Annotated in this window: 21 protein-coding genes and 1 pseudogene; 8 read left to right on the top strand and 14 right to left on the bottom strand. The window is 70.0% G+C overall.

The genetic code is table 11. The annotated features are described in order from the left end of the window. Positions 1–563: 563 nt before the first annotated feature. Together I6A81_RS29235 and I6A81_RS29230 are read left to right on the top strand one after the other, a co-directional pair. On the top strand, positions 564–1883 hold the full coding sequence (locus I6A81_RS29235) for an RCC1-like domain-containing protein (RefSeq protein WP_203005209.1): 1320 nt from the start codon (positions 564–566) through the stop codon (positions 1881–1883). 311 nt (positions 1884–2194) lie between these two features. Then, positions 2195–3538: an RCC1-like domain-containing protein gene (locus tag I6A81_RS29230; RefSeq protein ID WP_203005208.1), complete on the top strand. Its 1344-nt coding sequence runs from the start codon at positions 2195–2197 to the stop codon at positions 3536–3538. A gap of 22 nt (positions 3539–3560) precedes the next feature. Here I6A81_RS29230 and I6A81_RS29225 read toward each other — a convergent pair whose 3' ends face one another. The 3 genes from I6A81_RS29225 to I6A81_RS29215 form a co-directional block, all read right to left on the bottom strand. Further along, a complete protein-coding gene (locus tag I6A81_RS29225) occupies positions 3561–4511 on the bottom strand; it encodes a tetratricopeptide repeat protein (protein WP_203005207.1) in 951 nt (316 codons plus the stop codon). After that, positions 4508–5962 (bottom strand): MFS transporter, encoded by a 1455-nt coding sequence (locus I6A81_RS29220; protein ID WP_203005206.1) that lies wholly within the window; start codon positions 5960–5962, stop codon positions 4508–4510. The genes I6A81_RS29225 and I6A81_RS29220 overlap by 4 nt, the downstream gene beginning before the upstream one ends. Before the next feature lie 470 nt (positions 5963–6432). After that, complete coding sequence (locus I6A81_RS29215; RefSeq protein ID WP_203005205.1) at positions 6433–8793, bottom strand: BTAD domain-containing putative transcriptional regulator; 2361 nt, start codon at positions 8791–8793, stop codon at positions 6433–6435. Between the two features lie 209 nt (positions 8794–9002). Between I6A81_RS29215 and I6A81_RS29210 the strand changes: the two genes are divergently transcribed. The 3 genes from I6A81_RS29210 to I6A81_RS29200 are packed head-to-tail and all read left to right on the top strand — an operon-like array spanning position 9003 to position 11832. Further along, a complete protein-coding gene (locus I6A81_RS29210) occupies positions 9003–9812 on the top strand; it encodes a GNAT family N-acetyltransferase (RefSeq protein WP_203005204.1) in 810 nt (269 codons plus the stop codon). A gap of 59 nt (positions 9813–9871) precedes the next feature. Beyond that, complete coding sequence (locus tag I6A81_RS29205) at positions 9872–10969, top strand: ABC transporter ATP-binding protein (protein WP_203005203.1); 1098 nt, start codon at positions 9872–9874, stop codon at positions 10967–10969. Beyond that, positions 10966–11832 carry an ABC transporter permease gene (locus I6A81_RS29200; RefSeq protein WP_203005202.1) on the top strand — a complete coding sequence of 289 codons (867 nt, stop codon included), beginning with the start codon at positions 10966–10968 and terminating at the stop codon, positions 11830–11832. The genes I6A81_RS29205 and I6A81_RS29200 overlap by 4 nt, the downstream gene beginning before the upstream one ends. Positions 11833–11902: 70 nt before the next feature. Here the strand turns inward: I6A81_RS29200 and I6A81_RS29195 are convergent, their stop codons facing one another. From I6A81_RS29195 to I6A81_RS29170, 7 genes and pseudogenes are all read right to left on the bottom strand, one after another. After that, positions 11903–12343, bottom strand: coding sequence for a hypothetical protein (locus tag I6A81_RS29195; protein WP_203005201.1), 441 nt, complete (start codon positions 12341–12343; stop codon positions 11903–11905). 58 nt (positions 12344–12401) lie between these two features. Further along, positions 12402–13157 carry a hypothetical protein gene (locus I6A81_RS29190; protein ID WP_203005200.1) on the bottom strand — a complete coding sequence of 252 codons (756 nt, stop codon included), beginning with the start codon at positions 13155–13157 and terminating at the stop codon, positions 12402–12404. 220 nt (positions 13158–13377) lie between these two features. Next, the gene (locus I6A81_RS44080; protein ID WP_238429807.1) at positions 13378–13710 is read right to left on the bottom strand and encodes a hypothetical protein; all 333 of its coding nucleotides are present in this window, start codon (positions 13708–13710) and stop codon (positions 13378–13380) included. A 237-nt stretch (positions 13711–13947) separates the two neighbouring features. After that, a pseudogene (locus tag I6A81_RS46345) lies at positions 13948–14124 on the bottom strand (helix-turn-helix domain-containing protein); the annotation flags it as partial. Between the two features lie 141 nt (positions 14125–14265). Then, positions 14266–14724, bottom strand: coding sequence for a hypothetical protein (locus tag I6A81_RS29180; protein WP_203005198.1), 459 nt, complete (start codon positions 14722–14724; stop codon positions 14266–14268). Positions 14725–14869: 145 nt separating this feature from the next. Beyond that, a complete protein-coding gene (locus tag I6A81_RS29175; RefSeq protein WP_203005197.1) occupies positions 14870–15340 on the bottom strand; it encodes a hypothetical protein in 471 nt (156 codons plus the stop codon). Beyond that, a complete protein-coding gene (locus I6A81_RS29170; protein WP_203005196.1) occupies positions 15288–15689 on the bottom strand; it encodes a hypothetical protein in 402 nt (133 codons plus the stop codon). The genes I6A81_RS29175 and I6A81_RS29170 overlap by 53 nt, the downstream gene beginning before the upstream one ends. Positions 15690–16073: 384 nt before the next feature. On the opposite strand from I6A81_RS29170, the gene I6A81_RS29165 reads away from it, so the two are divergent. Beyond that, entirely contained in the window at positions 16074–17465 is a 1392-nt protein-coding gene (locus I6A81_RS29165) for an IS701 family transposase (protein WP_238429806.1), read from the top strand. A gap of 302 nt (positions 17466–17767) precedes the next feature. On the opposite strand, the gene I6A81_RS29160 is transcribed toward I6A81_RS29165, so the two are convergent. Beyond that, the gene (locus I6A81_RS29160; protein WP_203005195.1) at positions 17768–18517 is read right to left on the bottom strand and encodes a hypothetical protein; all 750 of its coding nucleotides are present in this window, start codon (positions 18515–18517) and stop codon (positions 17768–17770) included. 249 nt (positions 18518–18766) lie between these two features. On the opposite strand from I6A81_RS29160, the gene I6A81_RS29155 reads away from it, so the two are divergent. Beyond that, positions 18767–19885 (top strand): IS630 family transposase, encoded by a 1119-nt coding sequence (locus I6A81_RS29155; RefSeq protein ID WP_307874996.1) that lies wholly within the window; start codon positions 18767–18769, stop codon positions 19883–19885. A 449-nt stretch (positions 19886–20334) separates the two neighbouring features. Here the strand turns inward: I6A81_RS29155 and I6A81_RS29150 are convergent, their stop codons facing one another. Then, positions 20335–20559, bottom strand: a complete 225-nt coding sequence (locus I6A81_RS29150; protein ID WP_203005194.1) for a hypothetical protein — start codon at positions 20557–20559, stop codon at positions 20335–20337. 25 nt (positions 20560–20584) lie between these two features. Here I6A81_RS29150 and I6A81_RS29145 point away from each other — a divergent pair, with 25 nt between their 5' ends. Beyond that, the gene (locus I6A81_RS29145) at positions 20585–20746 is read left to right on the top strand and encodes a hypothetical protein (RefSeq protein WP_203005193.1); all 162 of its coding nucleotides are present in this window, start codon (positions 20585–20587) and stop codon (positions 20744–20746) included. A 208-nt stretch (positions 20747–20954) separates the two neighbouring features. On the opposite strand, the gene I6A81_RS29140 is transcribed toward I6A81_RS29145, so the two are convergent. Together I6A81_RS29140 and I6A81_RS46340 are read right to left on the bottom strand one after the other, a co-directional pair. Then, complete coding sequence (locus I6A81_RS29140) at positions 20955–21455, bottom strand: DUF4265 domain-containing protein (protein WP_203005192.1); 501 nt, start codon at positions 21453–21455, stop codon at positions 20955–20957. Between the two features lie 91 nt (positions 21456–21546). After that, a complete protein-coding gene (locus I6A81_RS46340) occupies positions 21547–21837 on the bottom strand; it encodes an HNH endonuclease (RefSeq protein WP_203005191.1) in 291 nt (96 codons plus the stop codon). Positions 21838–21951 lie beyond the last annotated feature (114 nt).

The raw sequence follows: 21951 nt of genomic DNA, 5'->3' as shown, positions 1-21951 counted from the left end.
TGACGCGGACCAAGGCCGGCTGGTGGCCGACGAGGCCGACGCCTGCATCAGCGGGGCGTGGCCCGCGTTGGCGGGCGCCCACGAGCGGCCGAGAAGCTTGAAGGGGCGGCCAACATCCATCGCCGGCACAATGCCGGAGCGGCCTGGCCGGAGTGCCCCCGAAGCGACGCCCCTCTTCACTGCGTCAGCGCCTGACGCCGACCGCGGTGAGCCGGATTTCCAGGGATGCCTGTCCGTCGGCTGACAGCTGGCGCCGGGGGCCTCACACGCCTGCCCACACGGTGCGTCGTCGCACTGTCCTCGCCTCGGCATCTGGTGTCGGGCGGCGGCTGGCTTCTGTGCGGCGGCGCCATGCGATGTGAGCGAGATATCCAGGTGCCTGTCCGCTGGCGGACAACTGGCGCGAGGCGGCTTCACATCCCTGGTCACAGGGTTCGTCCGTTCACTGTCCTCGTTCCGGCAGCTAGGTCGGGACGGGTGGCTGGCCTCGCTTTGCGGCGCGACGCAATGCGTTCGCTCGGATGGCCGGCCTCCTTGGTGAAGATCTCGCAAGGAGGCAGAAAATGAAGTCCCGATCGGGGGGCCTGGCAACGGTGCCCGAGCCGGAGGAGGCCCTGGTCGGCCCGCGTCCGGCATCGTCCAGCGTTCGGCGCGGGGCCCGGCGTGGCCGGAGCGCCTGGGCGGCGGCGCTAGCCGCCGTGCTGACCACCACAACGACCGCCACGATCCTGGTGGCGACACCCGCGGGCGCCCAGGCGCCGGCGGCGCCGGTCGCCACGGGCCTCAGCTGGGGCTCGAACAACTACGGCGAGCTCGGCGACGGGACGATGACAGCCCGGAACCGCCCGGTGAACACCGTCGGCCTGCCCAACCTGACCGCCATGTCGGCCGGTAGCAGTGGCGCCTTCAGCGTGGCGCTGGACGAGCTCGGCAACGTCTGGGCCTGGGGCACGAACACCCAGGGCGAGCTCGGCGACGGGACGACGACGCCCCACGGCACGCCGATCAAGGTGCCGGGTCTCACCCGTGTCACCCAGGTCACGGCCGGCGGTGCCCACGTCCTGGCGCTCCGTTCCGATGGCACCGTGTGGGCCTGGGGCGACAACCGGTACGGGCAGCTCGGGGCCGGTCAGGGCCCCGAGCAGGACGCCACCCCCAAGCCGGTGCCCGGCCTGACCGACGTCAAGCAGATCTCGGCGGGCGAGGGCCACAACCTCGCGCTGAAGGCCGACGGCACGGTCTGGGGCTGGGGCTACAACGAATACGGCCAGCTGGGAACCCTCGCCCAGCAGGTCATCTACACTCCCGTGCAGATCCACGGCATCGGCAAGGTCGTCGCCCAGCTCAGCGCTGGCACCTTCCACAGCGTCGCGCTACGGACGGACGGCAGCGTCTGGGCCTGGGGCTCCAATGGCTGCGGACAGGTGTCGCCGGCGACGAGCTGGAACGCCGTTCACACCGTGCCGGTGCGGATCCCCCGGCTCAGCGGCGTCCTCCAGGTCTCGGCCGGCCGGGAGAACACGCTGGTGGTCTCGGCCGACGGCTACCAGGGCCGGGTACTCGGCTGGGGCTGCAACTCCAACGGCGAGCTGGCAAGCGAGATCTGGCCCATCACCTTCCCGGTGCCGGTCGACTACCTGCCCACCGACATGGTCGAGGTGTCGCACCGCAGGACGCACACGATGGCGCTGCGCGCCGACGGAACGGTGTGGACCTGGGGCGCGAACAACCGCGGGCAGCTCGGCATCGGCATCACGGGCGGCTATTATGGCGCCTCCCAGGTCCCGGGGCTCAGGGGCGTCCGCCACGTCGCGGCGGGCTACGCCCACAGCCTGGCGATCGCCCCACCCATTTCGGGCAACATACCCCTCGATCGCGGCTGAGGTAACCACCGACCTGCCTCGGCCAGGCTGTCCTACAACCCTTTCGACCAACTGACCGCCGCCCCGGAGGACGCCGACTGGCGGCCGTCCTCCGGGGCGGCGCGTCCCCGGATACTCGGGAATACCTGTCCGTTGGCTGACAGCTGGCGGCGGGTGGCTTCACACGCCTGTTCAAACGGTGCGTCCGTTCACTGTCCTCATCTCGGCATCTCGGTCGGGACGGTGGCTGGCCCCGCCTGGCGGCATCCCGCGGCGTGGTGGATTCGCTCGGGTGGCCGGCCTCCTTGGGAGTTTCTCGCGAGGAGACGGACATGAAGTTCCGATCGGGGGATCTGGGGACGGTCCCCGAGCCGGAAGTGGCCGTGGCCGGCTCGCGTCCGGGCTCGGCTGGCGTTCGCGGCCGGGCCTGGCGCGGCCGGCGCGGCCGGCGCGGTCGGCGCGGTCGGGGCGCCTGGGCGGCGGCGCTGGCCGCCGCGCTGACCACCACCGCGACCGCCACGATCCTGGTGGCGACACCCGCGAGCGCGGCGCCGACGCCCGCGCTGCTGCGCACGGGCGTCGCCTGGGGCGACAACAACGCCGGTCAGGTGGGCGACGGGACGAATACGAGAAGGCCCGGCCCGGTGAATGCCGTCGGCCTGCCCAACCTGACCGACATCTCGGCCGGATCCAACGTCAGCGTCGCGCTGGACGACGACGGCAACGTCTGGACCTGGGGCACGAACTTCCAGGGCCAGCTGGGCGACCCGACGACCGGCGACCAGAACAAGCCTTTCAAGGTGCCCGGCCTCACCGGCTTCACCCAGGTCGCGGCCGGCGGTGCCCACGTCCTGGCGCTCCGTTCCGACGGCACCGTGTGGGCCTGGGGCGACAACCGGTACGGGCAGCTCGGGGACGGTCAGGACACCGAGAAGGACGCGACTCCCAAGCCGGTGCCCGGCCTGACCGGCGTCACGCAGATCTCGGCGGGCGAGGGTCACAACCTCGCGCTGAAGGCCGACGGCACGGTCTGGGGCTGGGGCTACACCGAGCACGGCCAGCTGGGAACACTCCTCGGGCCTATTTTCCGTGCTCCCGTGCAGATCCACGGCATCGAGGACGTCACCCAGCTCAGCGCCGGCGCGTTCCACAGCGTCGCGCTGCGCGCGGACGGCACCGTCTGGGGCTGGGGCAAGAATGTCTGCGGCCAGCTGGCGCCGGGCACGAACTCGGCCGACATCCACACCCAGCCGGTGCGGATCCCTCGAATCAGCGATGTCCTTCAGGTGTCGGCCGGCAGGGAGAACACCCTGGCTGTCTCGGCCGCCGACGGCTACAAGGGCCGGGTGCTCGGCTGGGGCTGCAACGACAACTTCGAACTGGGAGCCAACGTCGCGCCCGGCTCCTTCCCGGCGCCGGTCACGCACCTGCCCACCGACATGGTCGAGGTCTCGAACAAACGCGAGCACACCATGGCGCTGCGGGCCGACGGAACGGTGTGGACCTGGGGCTCGAACTTTCACGGGCAGCTGGGTCTTGGCTTCTCGGGCGCGGGCAGCTACGGCGCCTCTCAGATCCCGGCGCTCACCGGTGTCCGCCAGGTCTCCGCTGGCGTCGGCCACAGCCTGGTGATCGCCCCGCCGAGGCCGATCAACGCACCCCCCGAGCGCGGCTGACCCGACCACCATCCGGCCTCGGCTATCCGTGTCCGAGGCCGGATGGAACCCGGGACACGCGCCCGGTTGCCACGGCGGCGAGGCCGTCCTGGGCGGCGGCCAGAAGGGGGTGGTCTGGGTCGACGCGGTCGCTGAGCACCGCGACGGCGCGCGCGTAGTGCGCTCCGGCGGACGACCCACGGCGCAGATGCCGGTACGCGGTCGCGAGGTTGACGAGGGTGGGTGCGAGATCCGGATGATCGACGCCCAGGAGCCGTTCCTTGAGCGCCAGCGCCTCGCGGAAGCCCTCGATCGCCTCCGGGAACCAGCCACGACGCTGCCGAAGGGCCGCGAGGTTGTGCAGCGTCACCGCGACCTCGTAGTGCTCGTCGCCATAGGCACGCCGAAAGACGGCCAGCGCCGCGCGGAGCTGCGCCTCGGCCTCGTCGTGGCGGCCGCATCCGTCGAGCAGCGCCGCCCAGGCGCCGCGGTCGGCGGCGACGTCGACGTGATCCGGGCCGTGGATCCGGACGCGGATCTCGACGGCACGACGGGCCCACACCTCGCCGCCGACGTGGTGCCCACGAGCGTGCGCCAGCCCGCCGAGGTTGTGACAGATCGTCGCGACCGTGTCGTGCTCGGCACCATGAGCCTCCTGGAAGATCTCCAGGGCGCGCTGGTAGGACCGCTCGGCCCGCGCGAAGTGGCCGGCGTACTTGCCGAGCACGCCGATCTCGGTGCAGATCCTCGCCGCCAGCAGGTTGGGCCGGTCGACAAGCGCGTCCGCGCCGGCGAGGGTGAGGGTGAGGAGCAGGCCGGCGCGGCGGTAGTCACCCCGGTGGCGCCAGTGCGCGGCCAGCGCCCGCTGGCCGTCGAGCCGTTCCCTGGTGCCATCCGGCGTCGCCGGGGCGCGGCGGATCCTCGCACGCAGCCGGTCCTCGGCCGGATCGATCACCGGGGCGGACCCGCCGAGGCCGCCGGTTCGCTGGTTCATGGGTGCACCGCTTCCCTCCGAGTGCGCGGCCCGTCCGCGCCGTGGCTGGCCAACACGCGGCCCGCCGTGTTCCGGGGCGCCGTCTCCCTGGGCGCCGCTGGCTCCAGAGCCTCCGCGGCCTCGGCAGGAACCACGGCCTCGGGAGGCACAGCGGCCTCGGGAGGCGTCGCGGGCTGCCCAAGGCCCGCCCCGCGTTCCGCGCCGGGGTCGGCCCCGAGTCGCGGCAACTGGTCCAGGGCGGGTGGGAGATGGCGGCGCAGGGGGCGGACCGCCAGCGCCGTGAACGCGAGTACGAGAACGAGCAGGGGGAAGACCAGCTCGGTGGCGCCGACGGCCAGCAGGGCCGCCGTGGCGGCGGTGCCGCTCAGCCAGCCGGCGGTCCAGGCGAGTGTGTGCATCCCGTTGTAGCGGCCGCGCAGGGCAGGCGGCGCGAGGTCGTTCACCGTCGCGGCCAGCACCGGAGCGAGGAAGACCTCGGCGCCGGCGAACACGACACCGGCGGCCACGAGTGCCGGGATGCCAAGGCTCCCGCAGGTCTGCGCCAACATCCAGGCGGCCACCATGAGGCCGATCGCGAGGAGCAGGCTGGAGGTTCGCCGCCAGCGAGCGGACAGCCGCCGGACCGGGGCCGCCAGCAGCACGACCGCGGCCATGTTCGCGGCGTACACCCATCCCAGCCCGGCGGTGGGCAGTTCGCGCGCGGCCGCGACGACGGGAATGCTCGCGTGCATCTGGCTGTGGCCCGCGGCCACCAGGGCGAAGGTGACGACGACCAGCCAGCGAAGGGCGGGATCGGCGGCGACCATCCGGTACCCCGGCCGCTCGGCGGCCTCCGCCGGCGTCTCCCGGGCCGGCGACGTGCCCGCGGGCGCCACCTGGCCGGCGATGAGGACCGCGAAGAACGCGAAGGTGGCCGCGTCCGCCAGGTACAGCACGGGGTAGGCCGCGGCCGCGGGCCAGACGGCCAGCGCCAGCGCGGCCAGGACCGCGCCGCCGGCCCCGCCGGCATTGGTCAGCAGGTAGTTCAGGCCGAAGGCCCGCGGTCGTTCCTCGGCGGAGGCGGCGGCGCCCAGCAGCGCGTACATCGAGGTCGTGGCCGCGGCCAGGGCTACCCCGAAGGCCGCGAGGACGACGACGCCCAGGACCGGGTCCCGCACCAGGGCGAGGGCGGCCGTCGCGGCCGCGGCCGCGGCCAGGCCCCGCCAGGTCGCGGCCTTCGGCCCGGCCCGGTCCGCCCAGGCCCCGCCGAGGATGGCGCCGGCGACCGCCCCCACCGCGCGCGCCGTGAGCAGTGCTCCGACCACGCCCGCGGTCAGGCCGCGCGCCTGATGGAGATAGACGAACAGGTAAGGAATGGTCGCGCCCGATCCGACCGCCGACACGAACTGGCCGCCCAGGACCAGCCGGACCGGCCGCGACAGCCGTGGCCGCCCGCCAGCGACGTCATTCACCGAAACCGTCCTCGCCGCCCACGGCGGATTGTCAGCTGTCACCGGCTGGCTTTGTCCGGCCCGCGCGGGCCGGACAAGGCCAGCCGGGACGATGCTTCTCCTCAGCGGCCGGCGCCCCGTTTCGCGACGCGGTCCTCCGCGGCCGTCGAAACGTGGCGCCGCACGGCTCAGCCAGCCAGCACGATCTGGTTGTGGTTCAGTTCGATCCCCGGATCCGCGGACGGCGGAGCCAGCACGATCTGGTTGTGGTTCATGAGCCCCGGCTCCAGGCACGGCGGAGCCAGCACGATCCGGTCGCGGTCCGGGGTCCTCCGCGAAGGCTCCGGAAGGTAAATCTCGGTGTGGCTCGTAGCGGTACTCCGCCCGGCGGGTCGGGTTTCCATCGCGGTTCTGGTCCTTTCTCGGCAGTCAGTCCGATGCGGCCGGTAAAACGCCATCGGCGTTTTCCTCACCGGTCGTGAACCACGAAACTATGCGCCGCTGAGGCGGTCCTGATGTGGCACTGAGGTGCGTCCAGGCCGACGGGAGACCGGAGCCGTCGCGGATCCCGTCCGCCACTGGGGCGACGTGGCCCGAGGGGAGCCGCCGGCCGTCCTCGGTGATCCCCTGACCACGGTCGGGTGGGGACCTGGCGGGCCCGTACGCCGCCCCTGAGTCACCCCGGTCGCCCGAAGCGCGCTGGCCTGGCCGTCGAAGGTCCGCCCGCTCCTATCCGGACCCTGCGCTCTGAACCGCGTGTGTGACCGCGGCTCGACGGTGGCGCGGCCATCGACGAGGGCCTCGGCCGCGCCGAGTCGCGCCATCATCTCGGCCCGCCGGTCGGCCAGATCCTCCTCAAGGATCCGGCGCAGGAAGCTGACCGCGGTACGCGCCAATCCCCGGGACAGGCTGAGATCCGCCGCCTCGCTCAGGACGGTAAGCGGATCGAGGTCCCCGAAACCCGGCGGGACCCGGAGCAGATGGGTCGCCGCCGTCATCGAGTGATGGCCGCCCAGGGCGACCTGGGCCGCGCGCAGGTGCAGTTCCGCACGTTGCCTCGAGGGAATCGAGTCGTAGACGCTGTCTCGGATCATGGGATGCTCGAAGGAGAAGCGAACCGGTGCGCCCTCGGCGACGACCAGTTGGCCTGAGACCAGGGGATCCAGCGCGTCGAGGGCCTCCCGGGGTGTCATCCTCGCCGCCTTGGCCAGCCAGTCGCAGCCAGCGCCGTCGCCCAGCACGGCCAGGACCCGGGCCAGTTCCGCCGACTCGGGCGGGAGGCAGCGAAACTGTCGCGACACGAACCGCCGCAGGCCCGGCCCACAGTCGGACAGCGCCCGCTCCACGTCGCCGGCCACCGCGGACAGCCTGCTCGCCAGTTCCCGCATCAGAAAGGGATTGCCGCGGGTGAGCGCCTGGCACCGGTCGACGACCTCCTCGTCCGGCACCGCATCGAGTGTGTCGGTGAGCAGCTGAGCGCAGCCGTCCCGGCCGAGCGGCCGCAACACCCGGCTGGTCGCATACGGCAGACCCGCGATGGACGCGAGGAACCGCCCGACGCGCTCATGCCCCGGCCGCAGCCCGACGACAAGCACGGTCGGCGACGCGTCGAGCCGGGCGGCCAGGAACGCGAGGAACCGTGCCGACGGCGTGTCCGCCCAGTGCAGGTCATCAAAGGTGATCACCAGCGGGCTTCGGACCGCCAGATCGCGTGTCCGCTCGTACAGCGAAGCGATGGTCCGGTACCCGCCAGGCGCCTCGCGATCCGACAGCGGTCCCGCCGCGGCATCCAGCTCCACCCCGGCCTGTCCGGGAAACAGCTGCCGGACACAGCCCCAGTCGTGGTCGGTCTCCAGATCGCTGCCGCGCGCCGACATCACAGCGAGCCCTCGTTCGGCGGCGCGCCTCCTCGCGTGGTCGAGCAGGCTCGTCTTCCCCGCCCCACCGGAACCTTCGAAGATCAATATTCTCCCGGCACGGGAGACCTGCACCTCAGCGAGCGCGCGGTCGAGGAGCGCGATCTCCTCGGCCCGTTCCACGAGTCGCGTGGCGCGGGCCCGCCCGGTGGGCGGCGTGCCGGCACCGGCCGGCGCCCCGGATCGCTCCGGCGACGGCGCGTGGGCGAGGCCGGGGTCCTGACGCAGGATCGCGGCCTGCAGGTCGCGGGCCGGGCCACCCGGGTCGATCCCGAGCTCGTCGCCGAGCCGCGCCCGCAGCCGATGAAAAACCGCCAGCGCCTCGGCCTGCCGCCCGCACCGGTAGAGCGCGAGCATCAGGTGGCCATGCTGCTCCTCGTCGAAAGGGTGCAGCTCGCACAGCCTCGTCAGCTCGGGCACCAGCGCGGCGTGCTGGCCAAGCACCAGTCGGCACTCGACGGCGGCCCGCTCAGCCGACCGCCGCGCGCGCTCCAGTCGGGGCGCCTCGTCGGAGAACCAGGAAAGCCGGGCGACGTCGACCAGCGGCTGGCCGCGCCACAGGTCCAGGGCCTGTTCCAGGGCCGCCAGCCGATCGGCCGGGCTGGCGGCGTCGCGGCCGCGCGCGACGAGTCCTTCGGACAGGCGAAGGTCGGTCGTCACGGCGCCCAGCACGTAGCCCGGGGCCTGCGCGCGGATCGCGTCCGGCACTCCGAGCAGGCGCCGCAGCGCGGACACGTGGCTCTGCAGCGAGTTCACCGCCGTCGTCGGAGGCTTCCCGTCCCACACCGCGTCGATCAGCTGGTCGGCGCTGACGACCTCGCCCAGCCGCAACGCCAGCCGCGCCAGGACGGCCTTGCGCCGCAGGCCGGGCACCGGGCGCGGCGAGCCGTCCACTGTCACGTCCACATGGCCGAGCAGCCGCACCACGACCGACATCAATCCCCCAGTGGGTCGCACGGCACGGAACGCGCGGTGTCCGGCACCGTTCGCAGCAAGCAGTAGAACGGCACGGCATGTGACAGACCATGTGAGCGGCCCGCCGCGTCACTGTGGCGCGGCGCACTCTCAGAACCTGGATGGGCGCCGGAGCCCTTCCCGCCGGCCCGGACGGCCGGAGGGCGGCGTCCGGGGCTAGGGTCGGGCCGGTGAAGCCGATCTCCCTGGGGTTCCGGACCGACCTGATGGTGCGGAGACTCGCCGGTGCCCGGATCACCGAGCACGCGTCCCACCTGGTCGTGGCCACTCCCGCCAACCCCGGCTTCTGGTGGGGGAACTTCGTGCTGTTCGACCACCCGCCGCGCCCCGGCGACGCCGCCCGGTGGGAGGCGGTGTTCAGCGGCGAGTTCCCCGACGCGGCGTACCTCGCCCTCGGCGTCGACGGCACCGACGGTGACCCCGGTGACGCCGCCGAACTCGCCCGGCTCGGGGTGACCGTGGAGGTGAATTCCGTGCTGACGGCCACCCGGCTGGCACCGCTGGCCCGGCCGGCCGCCGACGCGACCATCCGCCCGCTGACCAGCGACGACGACTGGGCGCGGGCCGTCGCCCTGCGTCTCGCCTGTTACGAGGACGAGGCGTCCTCCCCGGACACGGCGCGGTTCGTCGAGCGGCAGCTGCGTGAGGAACGCGGCCTGTGCGAGGCGGGGCATGGCGCCTGGTTCGGCGGGTTCGTCGACGGTCAGCTGCGCGCCGCCGGCGGGCTGCTCGGCGACAACGACGGGCTGGCCCGGTTCCAGAGCATCGAGACCCACCCCGCCCACCGTGGCCGCGGCCTGGCGTCGACCCTCCTCCACCGGGCCGGGACCTGGGGGCTACGCGAGCGCGGCGCGCACACCCTCGTCATCGTCGCCGACCCCGACTACCACGCCATCGGGCTCTACCGGGCCCTCGGCTTCACCGACGCCGAGCGCCAGGTCCAGCTCCAGCGCGAACCCTGTCCGGACATTGACAGGTGACGGTCCGCGCCAGCGCCCGTACGGTGATCCGGAGATCCGCGCGGCCCGTGAGGTAGTGGATGATCGAGGCGTACGGTCTGACGAAGCTGTTCGGCCGGCGGGTCGCCGTCGACGACCTGACCTTCACGGTCCGGCCGGGCGTGGTCACCGGGTTCCTCGGGCCCAACGGCGCGGGCAAGTCCACCACCATGCGGATGGCCGTCGGGCTCGACCACCCGACCATGGGTGGCGTCACGATCAACGGAGTCGTCTACGAGGACCTTCCGGCGCCGATCTGCGAGGTCGGCGTGCTGCTGGAGGCCCGCGCCATCCACACCGGCCGCACCGGCTACCAGCATCTGCTGGTCGCGGCGCGCTCGCACGGGATCCCGCGCCGCCGGGTCGACGAGGTGATCGGCCTGGTCGGCCTCGACCGGGTGGCCGGCCAGCGGGCCGGCACCTACTCGCTGGGGATGGCGCAGCGCCTCGGCCTCGCGGCGGCGCTGCTCGGCGACCCGGGGGTGCTGATCCTCGACGAGCCGGTCAACGGCCTCGACCCGGCGGGCATCCGCTGGATCCGCGACCTGCTGCGGGCGCTGGCCGCCGAGGGCCGCACCGTCTTCGTGTCCTCCCACCTGCTCAGCGAGATGGCGCTCACCGCCGGCCATCTGGTCGTGATCGGCCGCGGCCGGCTGATCGCGGACACCTCCGTCGACGAGTTCGTGCGCGCGGCCGCCGGTGAGGAGGTGGTGCGGGTCCGCTCGCCGCGGGCCCACGAGCTGGCCGACCTGCTGCGCGGTCAGGGCGGCCGGGTCACGGTGACGGGCACCGACACGTTCGACGTGTCGGGTCTGACCTGCGCGCAGGTCGGCGACGCCGCGTGCGCCGCCGGCCTGGCGGTGCACGGGCTTGGTGGCCAGGCGACCTCGCTGGAGGACGCGTTCGTCGGCCTCACCCGCGGCGCCGTGGAGTTCGCGCCGGACCGGCCGGTGGCGTCGCCCGGCGGCCCGGCGGGCCCGGCGCCGCCCGCGCCGGCGCCGGCGCGTACCGGCCAGCCCGCCGTGCCGCCTGCCGCGCCGGACGACTCGGCGTGGCGCCCGCCTGACGGCGCCGGGTGGGCGCGGATGCCGGCGTCGGCCGACGACGTGCTGGACAGCCACGGGGAGGGCCAGCGATGACCACCGGGGCGCCACCGCCCGCCACCACCCCGGCCGCGGGACTCGTCGCTGTTCCTGGCCGGCCGCCGGCGCCGTTCCACGCCGCCGCGCGGGTCACCTTCCCTCGGCTGCTCCACTGCGAGTGGACCAAGCTGATCACGCTGCGCTCCACGGTCTGGACGGCGCTGACCACCGTGGTCGTCACCCTCGGCTTCGGCCTGCTGGTGGCCGCCGTGACCGTGGACACCTGGGAGGGCGACGGCGGCACCACCGAGCCGGTGCTGAACACCCACGTGGGCCTCTACGTCGCGCAGGTCGCGGTCGGAGTGCTCGGGGTGCTGTTCATCAGCGGCGAGTACTCCACCGGCATGATCCGCACGTCGCTCGTGCTCGCGCCGCGCCGGTTGTGGATGCTGTCGGCGAAGGCGGCCGTGCTCGGCGCGGTCACCTTCGCGCTCGGCCTGGTGACCAGCCTGCTGACCTTCCTCGTCTGCCAGGAGATCCTCGACGACGTGGGCATCGGCGCCTCGCTGACCGACCCGGGTGTGGCGCGCGCGGTGTTCGGCGCCGCGTTCTTCGTCATGTCGGTCGCGCTGCTCGGCCTTGGGCTCGGCACGCTGCTGCGCAGCACCGGCGGCGCCATCGCGACGCTGCTCGGGCTGCTGTTCGTCGCGCCGGTCGTGCTGGCCTTCCTGCGCGAGCCGCTCCCGGACGGCTGGATGGCGCTCGCGTCGCTCACGCCGGACGGCGCGGCGGCCTCCCTGATGCTGCTCGACGCGGAGTCCGATCTGCTCAGCCCACTCGCGGCCTTCCTCGACCTGCTGGCCTGGAACGTCCTCGCGCTGGGCACCGGCGCGCTCGCCCTCGTCCAGCGCGACGCCTGACCAGGCCTGCCTGAATGAGCCGACCGCGGCCGCCTGGCCCGCGGCCGGCTGCCGCCGTCACCGGGATGACCTATCCGCGCCGCACGCTTTCCTGCCACCCGCGGTAGTACCGTCGCTGTTCCTCGACGGTCGCCAACTGGTCCGGCTGCGCCTCAGCGAAAATATCAACCCGGTCCTTTCGGGTGTTTATGTCCCGCCCCGGTTCCAGCACATAAATCTGGTGAGCACCGATCATGTCCCGGAGCATTCCGGAGGCCCAGGTATTTCTGCGAGCCCCCTGCACCGCGATGTACCGCCCCTGCCCCTCCAGCGATCCTCTAATCACGTTCAGCGCCTCGAAGAGATCATCCCCCGCGCCTTCCAGCGTCCCGAACGGCCCGCTCAACGTAATCGAGTATGACCTGTCCTTGTGGAACCTCCAGGTCAACATACAGCGTTCCCGTTCGTCGGCGCGCACGACGGAAACCTCACATTGTCCGTCCTCAAACAGATCTGGCATCGCGTCAACCACCCAGGGCAGATGTAATTCGGATCGGGACGAGCGGTTCGGCCCGGTGACCGACGAGGATCTAAAGCAAGGAGCGCAGCCGCGTCGCCTCCCTGCGGGCCTGCTCGACCTGGCCGATGGTCAGGCGGCGAAGATCCCAGATCATTCTGGCGATGTCGGCCGCCACCGGATCCGGTGTTCGGCGCACGCTACCGGACTCGAGCCCCGCGACGGCCGCCAGATCGTCGAACTCGACATCGAGGACGGTCGCGAAGCCCGCAAGCAGGCCGGGAGTCAACTCCTTGTAACCGTGCCCTATCCGGCCGTACGTCGATCCGGAAAGATAGACCGGAGTCAGCCAGGCGAGCACTTCAGCCGCGCCGAACTGGTCCAGGTTCCGGTTGGCGAACAGCCGCATCATCACACCACCAGGCCCGGGCGGGAACCGCTCGTGACGGCGGGGTGGCGACAGCTGCCGCCCGTCCAGTTGAGGCAGGGACCGGACATACCGCCTCAGCTGATCCCTGCCTTCCGACGACAGGTGTCTGGCGAACGCGACGAACCCCGAGACCATCTGCCCGGCCCGTGCGTCAAGCGGAGCAAGCTCCTCCGGCGGCGTCACCTGCGCCATCACGAACAGGTCCACGACGCGCAGACCGAGCACCGGCGCGAGCCGATGGAGCAACGACGAAGACGGCACCACCCCGCCCAGCACAGACCGGACCTCCTCCTCAGGCACGTCCGCACGTCGAGACAGCTCCTGACCATCGAGCCCCCGCGACTCCACCAACCGCCCGAGCACCGCCGCAAAGCCTGGGTATTCCGCCATCTCACCCACCCACCTCGTGTTCCGCCCCAGTTCAACCACGACCCAGAACTCGACCAGCGGGCACGCCATCGACCTGACGACACCCGCGCTGGAGCAGCGAACTACGGCCCGCACCACGGTCGGCAGCCTCGCCGAACGGTCGGATCACGGACTCACCGGGCGGGCCTCCCTCCGTTCCTTTCACGATCGCGCCTACCTTCCCGCCAGAGGCAGGCCGGACGGCAACGGCTCACGGACTCGCCAGAAGCCTTGCATGCTTGCGCACATCTCGGACCTGGCCGGCGGTCAGCCGGCGAAGATCCCAGATCAGCTCGGCGATGGCGGCCGCCGCTGGGTCCAGCGACCTGTCTGGATCGACCGGTCCGACCCCGCAGAAGCCCGCCAGATCACCGGGATCGACGCCCAGAACAGTCGCGAAGGCCTCGACCAGGGCAGGGGTCAGATGCTCAAGGCCATGACCGGTTCTCCCGATCGTGGACGCGGATAGGTAAACGGGTGTCAGTCGGGCGAGCACCTGGGCCGAGCCGTCCCAGTCCAGGTTCCGGTTGGCGAGCATGTACATGAGCACCGCACCCGGGCCCGGCGGGTACCGGTGGTGCGGTCGGGGCCGCGCGACCGGCTCGACACGGCCATGCTGTGGCAGCGACCTGGCATACCGCCGTAGCTGGTCTCGACGCTCCGGCGACAGGCAGACGGCGAGCGAAACGAGGCCAGGGACTTCCTCCCTCGCCGTTCCGTCCAGAGGAGCGAGATCTTCCGGAACGGCCACCTGCGCCAGGGCGAACAGGTCCGCGGCGTGTAGTCCAAGCGTGGGCGCGAGCCGGCGAAGGATCGACCCGTCCGGCACCGCTCCACGCAGCTGGGCCTTGAGCCCGTCCTCCGATACCTCCACCCGCCGCGCCAGGTCGCGAAGGCTCAACCCCCGCCGGTCCACCAGCCCCCGGAGCACGGCACCGAAATCCGGGTACACCGCCATCGTCCACCTCCGGGTCCGCCCTACCGCGATCTCCAGGAACACCCGAAGATCATCGCGCCGAGGCTGGGACCTTCAATCGAATCTCAAGTCCGGTCTCTCGCGGCAGGATCGTGGCGCCGGGCGGCGCGCGGTTTAGCACGTTCACGTCGCGGCCGACGACGGGGGGATCCATTCGCGCCGCGCGCTTTCCTGCCACTCACGATAGTACTGACGCTGTTCCTCGACGGTCGCCAACTGGTCCGGCTCCGCCTCGGCAAAAATATCAACCCAGTCCTCCCGGGTGCGAATGTCCCGCCCCGGTTCCAGCACATACACGTGCCGAGCACCAATCATGTCTCGGAGCATTCCGGAGGCCCATGTGTTTCTGCGAGCCCCCTGCACCGCGATGAACCATCCCTGACCCTCAAGCGATCTCCTGATCACATTCAACGCCTCAAAGAGATCATCCCCCGCGCCTTCCAGCGTCCCGAACGGCCCACTCAAAGAGATCGAGCGCGACCTGTCCTTGTGAAACCTCCAGGTCAACATACAGCGTTCCCGTTCGCCGGCGCGCACGACGGAAACCTCACATTGTCCGTCCTCAAACAGATCCGGCGTCATGTCAACCGCCTGGGAGGGCATAGCTCGGTTCGCGACGAACGACTCGACCGAGCAAAATCCGGGTGTCTCACCTTCGTCTCACCTCCTGTTCGGCCTGCCGCGAACCCGGGGAATACCCAAGGAAATCGCACCAGCGAGAGAGCCTTCAATCGACGTTTAAAGGGCCGCTCTCGCGTGACACGATCACCGAGGCCACTCGGTAGCCAGCCACGTCGACCAGCCACTCAAGCGCCTGGACCGGAAACGGGTCGTCTACGTGCTCGACAAGAACCTCTACTCCCCCGGATTCGGTGAGCTCGGCCGAGCGAATTTCCCAGAGTTCATTCTGGGTGGAGAACCAGTGGATCCACTCCCCGAATTCCCACCCATGGTTCACCTCCAGGGCTCCCTTCTCGGCGGGTGTCGCGGCACGCCAGAGCGCCACCCATTCACTCGCCTCGCTATCCGTCGATGCGGGCGCGAAGGCGGTGGACAGCCATGCGGGGAGGCCATGGAGAGAAACGTCATCCGGCGCGCGCCTGACTACAAGGTTCCCCAGGAGGCCGACAAGGTCCTCAGCGCGTTCAGCCGATTTCGACGAGAGTTCCAGAAGAAATCGACTCTCCATCTTCTCCATCCAGACCCAGAGCGTCCGCTCTCCGCAGTATACGTTGCCGATGACTGCTATTCGGTCCTGAGGCCCACGAGAACGTCAGCAGCCCCGCGCAGGGCGCTTTCAGTTCCTCCCGCTGGCCACGTACCTGGTCGACCTTCTTACCGGACGCCTGGTACGCGGATTCGAACGCGGTCCACGCCTCGTAGACCGCCACCCTTTCCCCAGCTGCGATCCGGGCTATCTCGAACTTCCGCGGAAAACCCAGGGGCGGCTCGCGGCGACCCATCCACAGCTCGAGCCGTGCGTACTCGGCCATGTACTGTGCGGCGACCTCGGCCACGTCGTTACCGACGATGTTGCTACCGATCACGAGGGCAGAGTCACGCGGCTCACCCCGCCAGGCCTCACGGAACAGCTATGACGAGATCCTTGTCGCCATGGCCGACGATCGTGTCGGTGTCGGTGTGCGGTTCGGTGCGGCCGGTCTCCGAGTCGGTCGCCAGAACCCGCTCACCGACATCGATGGGTTCCGGGCATAGTTTAGATAGCTGTCTACAAAAGCGGGAACGCTTCACAGAACCCTACGGGCCGATCGCCATCGGCCGCACACCAGCCACACCCAGCCAACCCACCCGCTAGAGCCCGGAGCAGCCAAGCAAAGACCTGAATAGCGGTGGTTTGTTGTGATCGGTAGTCGGAGTGGGCACAGGGAGTAAGGAGGAGTAGAGGCCCCACGGTTATGGGGGTGTGTGTGATGACGGCACGACTGCCGTGCCCGCCGGCTCCGGCGCCGGTGGAGGTGTACGCGTCCCAGTTTGATGACCTTTTCGCGTCGCGGGCGCAGCGGCAGGGGTTCCGGGAGTACCTGGTCGGGCTGCTGGCGCCGCGGGACCGGAACAAGACGCTGACGTGCCTGGCCGGGGCGGAGCCGGTGGTGGACGCCCAGCACCGGCGGGTCCAGCGGCTGCAGTGGTTCCTTTCGGAGTCGCCGTGGGACCACGAGAAGATCAACAGCCGGCGGGTCGAGCTGCTTGCTCGGCAGCCGGGTGGCGCCCCGCACCCGGGCGGGGTACTGATCGTCGATGACTCCGGGGACCGAAAGAGCGGGCATGCCACCGCGGGGGTGTCGCGCCAGTATCTCGGCTCCCGCGGAGGTATCGGGCCTGGCGTGGTCGCGGTGACCACGGCCTGGGCCGACGAGCGGGTCTATCACCCGCTGCACACCCGGCTGTATGTTCCGGCCCCCTGCCTGCCCGAGGGGCGCGAGGACTCGTCGTTTCGGACCAAGGGGCAGATCGCCGCCGGCCTGGTCAACAACGCCCGCGCGGCGGGTATCCCGTTTCGCGCTGTGGTCGCCGACTGTTTCTACGGGCCGTCCGAGAGCCCCGGCCTGGTCGCCGAGCCGCGCCGGGCCGGACTGCCGTTCGTGCTGGGGCTCAAACCGAACCAGGAACTGCCTCGCCCCGACGAGGACAGCCAGGTGCGCACCCCGGCCCAGGCCGCCCGCGAACGGGTCTGGGACTGTCCTGAGCGGCCCGGCCAGTGGACGCCCGTGCGGCGCACCTACCGCGACGGGCACACCGAGACCTGGTGGGCCACCGACTGCCGCGCCGGCCCCTACCGGATCGGCGGGCCGCTGCGCCTGGTCGTGGCCACCACCGACCCGGCCACCCTGCCCGCGACCAGCACCTGGTACCTGGCCACCAACCTGGCCCATCCCGGCCTGCCCGCCAGCGGGCGCAGCCCGTTCCCCGCCGCCGCCCACAGCGAGATCGTCCGCCTCTACGGGCCGCGCGGCTGGGTCGAACAGGATTACAAGCACGTCAAGCACGAACTCGGCTGGGCCGATTTCCAGGTCCGCTCCGCCGCCGCCATCCAGCGGCACTGGACCCTGGTGAACTGCGCGTTCAGCCTGTGCTGGCACGACAGCTCCCCACCAGCCACCCCGCCCGGCGGCAGCCCCGGCCAAGCCCCGCCGCCATCCTGGCCGGCCAGCCTCCGCCAGATCCGCGCCTGCCTGACCCCGCTGCTATTCCTCCTACAGATCTGGCAGGCCCAGACGGCCACCCCGATTCCCACCCCACTGCACGAGCTGATCGACAGGCTCGCCGCCGGGCACCGGCTCCGCCTCTACCTACCACCCTAGCCACACAGAAGAACTACCGATCACAACAAACCACCGATAGTTACGCCTACAGGTCGTCGAACTCGACGCCGACGACGGTCGCGAAACCCGCCAGCAGGTCAGGAGCAAGATCTCTAAGGCCGTGTCCTGCCCGCCCGATCGTGGACCCGGAGAGGTAGATAGGGGTCAGTCAGGCGAGCACTTCCGCCGTATTTCCCCAATCCAGGTTCCGGTTCTCGAGCATGCGCATGAGGATCGCGCCTGCGCCCGGTGGGTACCGCCGGTTCGGATGATCTCCAGTCCGCTGGGCGCACAGAAAGGCCTCAATCATATTCCATCAGGCTCTCTGCTTCTCTACGAATCTCCAGTACCTGATCTACCGTCAGGCGGCGAAGGTCCCAGATCAGCTCAGCGATGTCCATCGGTTTCTGGTCCGGCAACAGCTCCTCGTCGAGCGGCTCAAGGCCGGCGACGGCCGCAAGATCGCCGAGATGAACGCCCAGCACGGCTGCGAAGCCAGCCAACAGATCGACCGTCAGATCCTTCCGGCCATGTCCAATCGAGGCATAAACAGTGGCCGATAGATACATGGGAGTCAGCAAGGCAAATACACGTGCCGCGTCGGATCTTTTCAGGTTGCGGTTGGCGAGCATTTGCATGAGCACGGCACCGGGTCCCGACGGATATTGTTCAAATGGCTGTGGGAGCGGAGCCGGTTGGACGCGATCCCGCTGCGGCAGGGTGGCGACCCGCCGACGTAGTTCACCTCTGCGCGATGACGACAGCTGTACAGCAGGCCAAACAACGCCAAGGACGTGCCGACTAGCCCGAACATCCAGTACCGCGAGCTCGTTCGGTACAGGCACGTCCGCAATTGCGAAAAGATCTGCGGTGCGCAGGCCGAGAACAGGCGCAAGCCGTCGAAGGAACGCTGGACTCGGTGGCGGTTCACGCAATGTTGTCAGTAGTTCGTCCTCGGGGATTCTCATCCGCTCAGAAAGCTCGCCCATACCGATTTCCCGGCGGCCCATTAACCGTTCTAGTATCACGGCGAAGCCCGGGTATCCAGCCATCTTCCCTTCTCCGTATCGCAACCGCCGAGAAACGACGGGCGCAATCTCCGCATCCTCGCGATGCACCGCCCGACCGATTCCAATAAATCTCGAATCCCAGCCACTGTCAGATCGTTTTGAGTGCCTACCTAGTGCGCTGACCACGAACGTTCACCGGTGTAGGAAACGCCGGGCGGGCTGTCGCTGATCGGCCGGCCTGGTGTGCACTGTCGGTACTGGCGTTGTCTGTCCGGTACTGGGAGGTGGCGGGTGGCGGAGCCCGTGAGGGCGCGGCGGCTGACCGACGAGGAAGGCCGCCGCCTGCAGGCGATTGTGCGGCGAGGGACGCACTCGTCGGTCCGGGTCCGCCGGGCGACGATCATCATGGCGTCGGCGTCCGGGACACCGGTGCCGGCGATCGCGAGGTTGGTGGCCGCGGACGAGGACACGGTCCGCGACGTGATCCACCGGTTCAACGAGATCGGGCTGGCCTGCCTGGACCCTCGGTGGGCGGGAGGCCGTCCCCGCCTGATCAGCGTTGAGGACGAGCAGTTCCTGCTCACGACGGCCCGGACCCGCCCCGCGAAGCTCGGGCGGCCGTTCACGCACTGGAGCCTGCGCAAACTGTCCGCCTATCTCGCCGACAACCCCGACCACACGGTCACGGTCGGCCGGGAACGGCTGCGCCAGCTGCTGCACGCCCACGGGATCTCGTTCCAGCGGACCCGGACCTGGAAGGAGTCCACCGACCCCGACAAGGAAGCCAAGCTCGACCGGATCGAGTACGTGACCAGCACGTTTCCGAACCGCTGCTTCGCCTTCGACCAGTTCGGCCCCCTGTCGATCCGGCCGACCCACGGGGTCGGCTGGGCCCCGCGAACCCGGCCGTGGCGGCTGCCGGCGACCTACACCCGCACCCACGGCGTCCGCTACTTCCACGGCTGCTACTCCCTCGGCGACGACCAACTGTTCGGCGTGGTCCGCCGGCGCAAGAGCGGCCAGAACACCCTCGCCGCCCTGCGCACGATCCGCGCCACCCGCCCGGACAGCGCCCCGATCTACGTGGTCCTGGACAACCTGTCCGCGAACAAGACCCCAAAGATCCGCAAATGGGCGGCACGCAACCGTGTCGAGCTGTGCTTCACCCCGACCCACGCCTCCTGGGCGAACCCGATCGAGGCCCAGTTCGGCCCGCTGCGCAGCTTCGTCATGGGCAACTCCAACCACCCCAACCACCCCGTCCTCGCCCGGAAACTGCAGGCCTACCTACGCTGGCGCAACGCCAACGCCCGCCACCCCACCGTCCTGGCCGCCCAACGCCGCGAACGCGCCCGCGTCCGCGCCGAACGCCAACAACGCTGGGGACGCCCCCGCACCCACGCCGCCTAACCAAACCGGCCAACCTTCGTGGACAGCGCACTAGTCAGGGTCGTTTGCGGTTCGTCGCTTGAAGCTCGTTTCCAGGAGCCAGCTCGCGATCTCTTGTGATTTCGAGACCGGCGTCTTATATCCTCCGGCTTCGAGGATCCTCGCGCAGAACGTCACACAGTTATTGAGGTTGCGGTCATGCGGCCCCTGTCTTATCCTCCGTCGCCTCGAGACTGTCACCCAGATGCCATACCACCCCGAGATGAACCCACCACCGGACCATCAGCGGCGACAGACCCAAAAAAAAACCCAGCTCAACCTCCGGGGCCGACCCAGCCCAGCCTCCCGGCACGGGATTCTGAGAGGGCGTTTGGAGGAATCCTCCAAACGCCCTCTCGCCATGACGGCAACGGTGACGAAAACTCGGGCTGCGTCGCCCGCCCTCATGCAGCCATCCGAGACAGAAACCCCTACTCCCGATCCTCGGAGATTAGCCGAACCGCGTCCTCAGCAACTTCTTTCCACACTTCAATGCCTTCAGCCTGAAATGCTGATGCAAGAGCCCGCCGCACTTCATCGATCGGACGGCCACGGTGCGAAAACTTGACTCCGTCAAGAGCCCTCTGGTATCGCTCCAGATGATCGCGAATCTGCGGTACTGCATCGCCGTAGCGGCCGTCACTCGCCATTTCCACCCTCGCTCCCGAGCCGCCCAGAACCATGAGCCATCAGAAGTCCAGTCGCTGGATCACGTTCAGGAACGGCATCACCGGGGTCGACCGGTCCCAGCCACGGCCGGGACTAATCCTCGCCGCCCGGGTGCTCGCCGAGTCCGGAGACAACCCGCACCACCACGCCGCCCCGAAGGCCCGCAAGAACTAAGCCGGCGCCGCCCCGATCACCCGCGCCTCCGGCACCCGTCGGATGGTCCTCGTCCGCGGCGCCGGCAACAGACGGCTACGCGACGCCCTCTATCCCCAGGCCTTCGCGGCCCCGAACGCCTCACCCGGCGCCCGGGCCCACGATGAATTATCTCTGCGCTGCCGACCCCGAACTCGCTCGCGATCACCTTCCGGATTCGGGCCTCGGCTCAGGCGGATCTGAAGTCTTTGGCGTCGCTCCACTCCCAGAAAGCTGTCCCGTCGCGGATCTCCTCCTGAACGGCGTCGAAGACCGGCCGCATCACCGATACATCCGGGACGTCGATCGCGACCTGACGCTCGCCGTTCCATTCACTCAGGAGCCCAACGGAGTCGACGGCTCCGCGCAGCGCGGACCGGCTGTCCCCCACAGGTCGGGACTCGGCGAAGAGCACCCGAAGAACACGACGACCCGACCTTCCGATCAGACGATCGACGGTATCCGACTCATCAAGCCCCACCACGTCGCCCAGTGCCAGACCGTAGGCGTAGAACGGGACACAGCAGATCTCATAGCGCCTGCCCTCGCCGACCTCTCGCAACCAAAGCTGCTCGAGCATCTCGCCAAGATCGAAGGGAGCCAGGTCCACCATCGCCATGTGGTGCCGCTCGCCCCGCCACGAGGGATTCTCATGGCTGACGTAGGTAACGCCGTCAATCGTGACCTGCAAGACGCCCTCTCCTACCAGTCAGAAACCGATGTGCGGCGGGCGCATGGCACCCGCCGCACATCGTCTATTTACTTGCTCCGGGAATTTTCGCCTATTTGATTACTCTGGGAATTTTCACTGTCGCCTGCATATTGGCCGGCCACCACGGAGGCGGCCACTGCCCTCGGTAGTTCGACGGTGGATTGAGCGGAACCACCCTATCACGCTTGGAGCTTTTGCAGAACGTGCAGGCAGGGGTGGTGTTCGCGTCCGTGAGGTCTCCACCACCGGACCTGGGCTCCACGTGATCAATAGCGCGGGCCGGGTTCGTCCGGCAGTAGGAGCACAACGGCTGGTTCAGCGGCGGATACCATTGCGCGCCGACACCATAGTCCTTGAGCATGCCCGACGGAATCGTCGAACGGGCACCGGGGCCACCACTAGTGTTGCGTGATTCTGTTTGCTTACCGGTGGCGGTTGCGGTTGTTGTCGACGAGTTTGCGGATGCTGGTCTGGG

Source organism: Frankia nepalensis, from assembly GCF_016786325.1.
Taxonomy (GTDB): Bacteria; Actinomycetota; Actinomycetes; order Frankiales; family Frankiaceae; genus Pseudofrankia; species Pseudofrankia nepalensis.
This window is presented reverse-complemented; position numbering and strand designations above follow the sequence as displayed.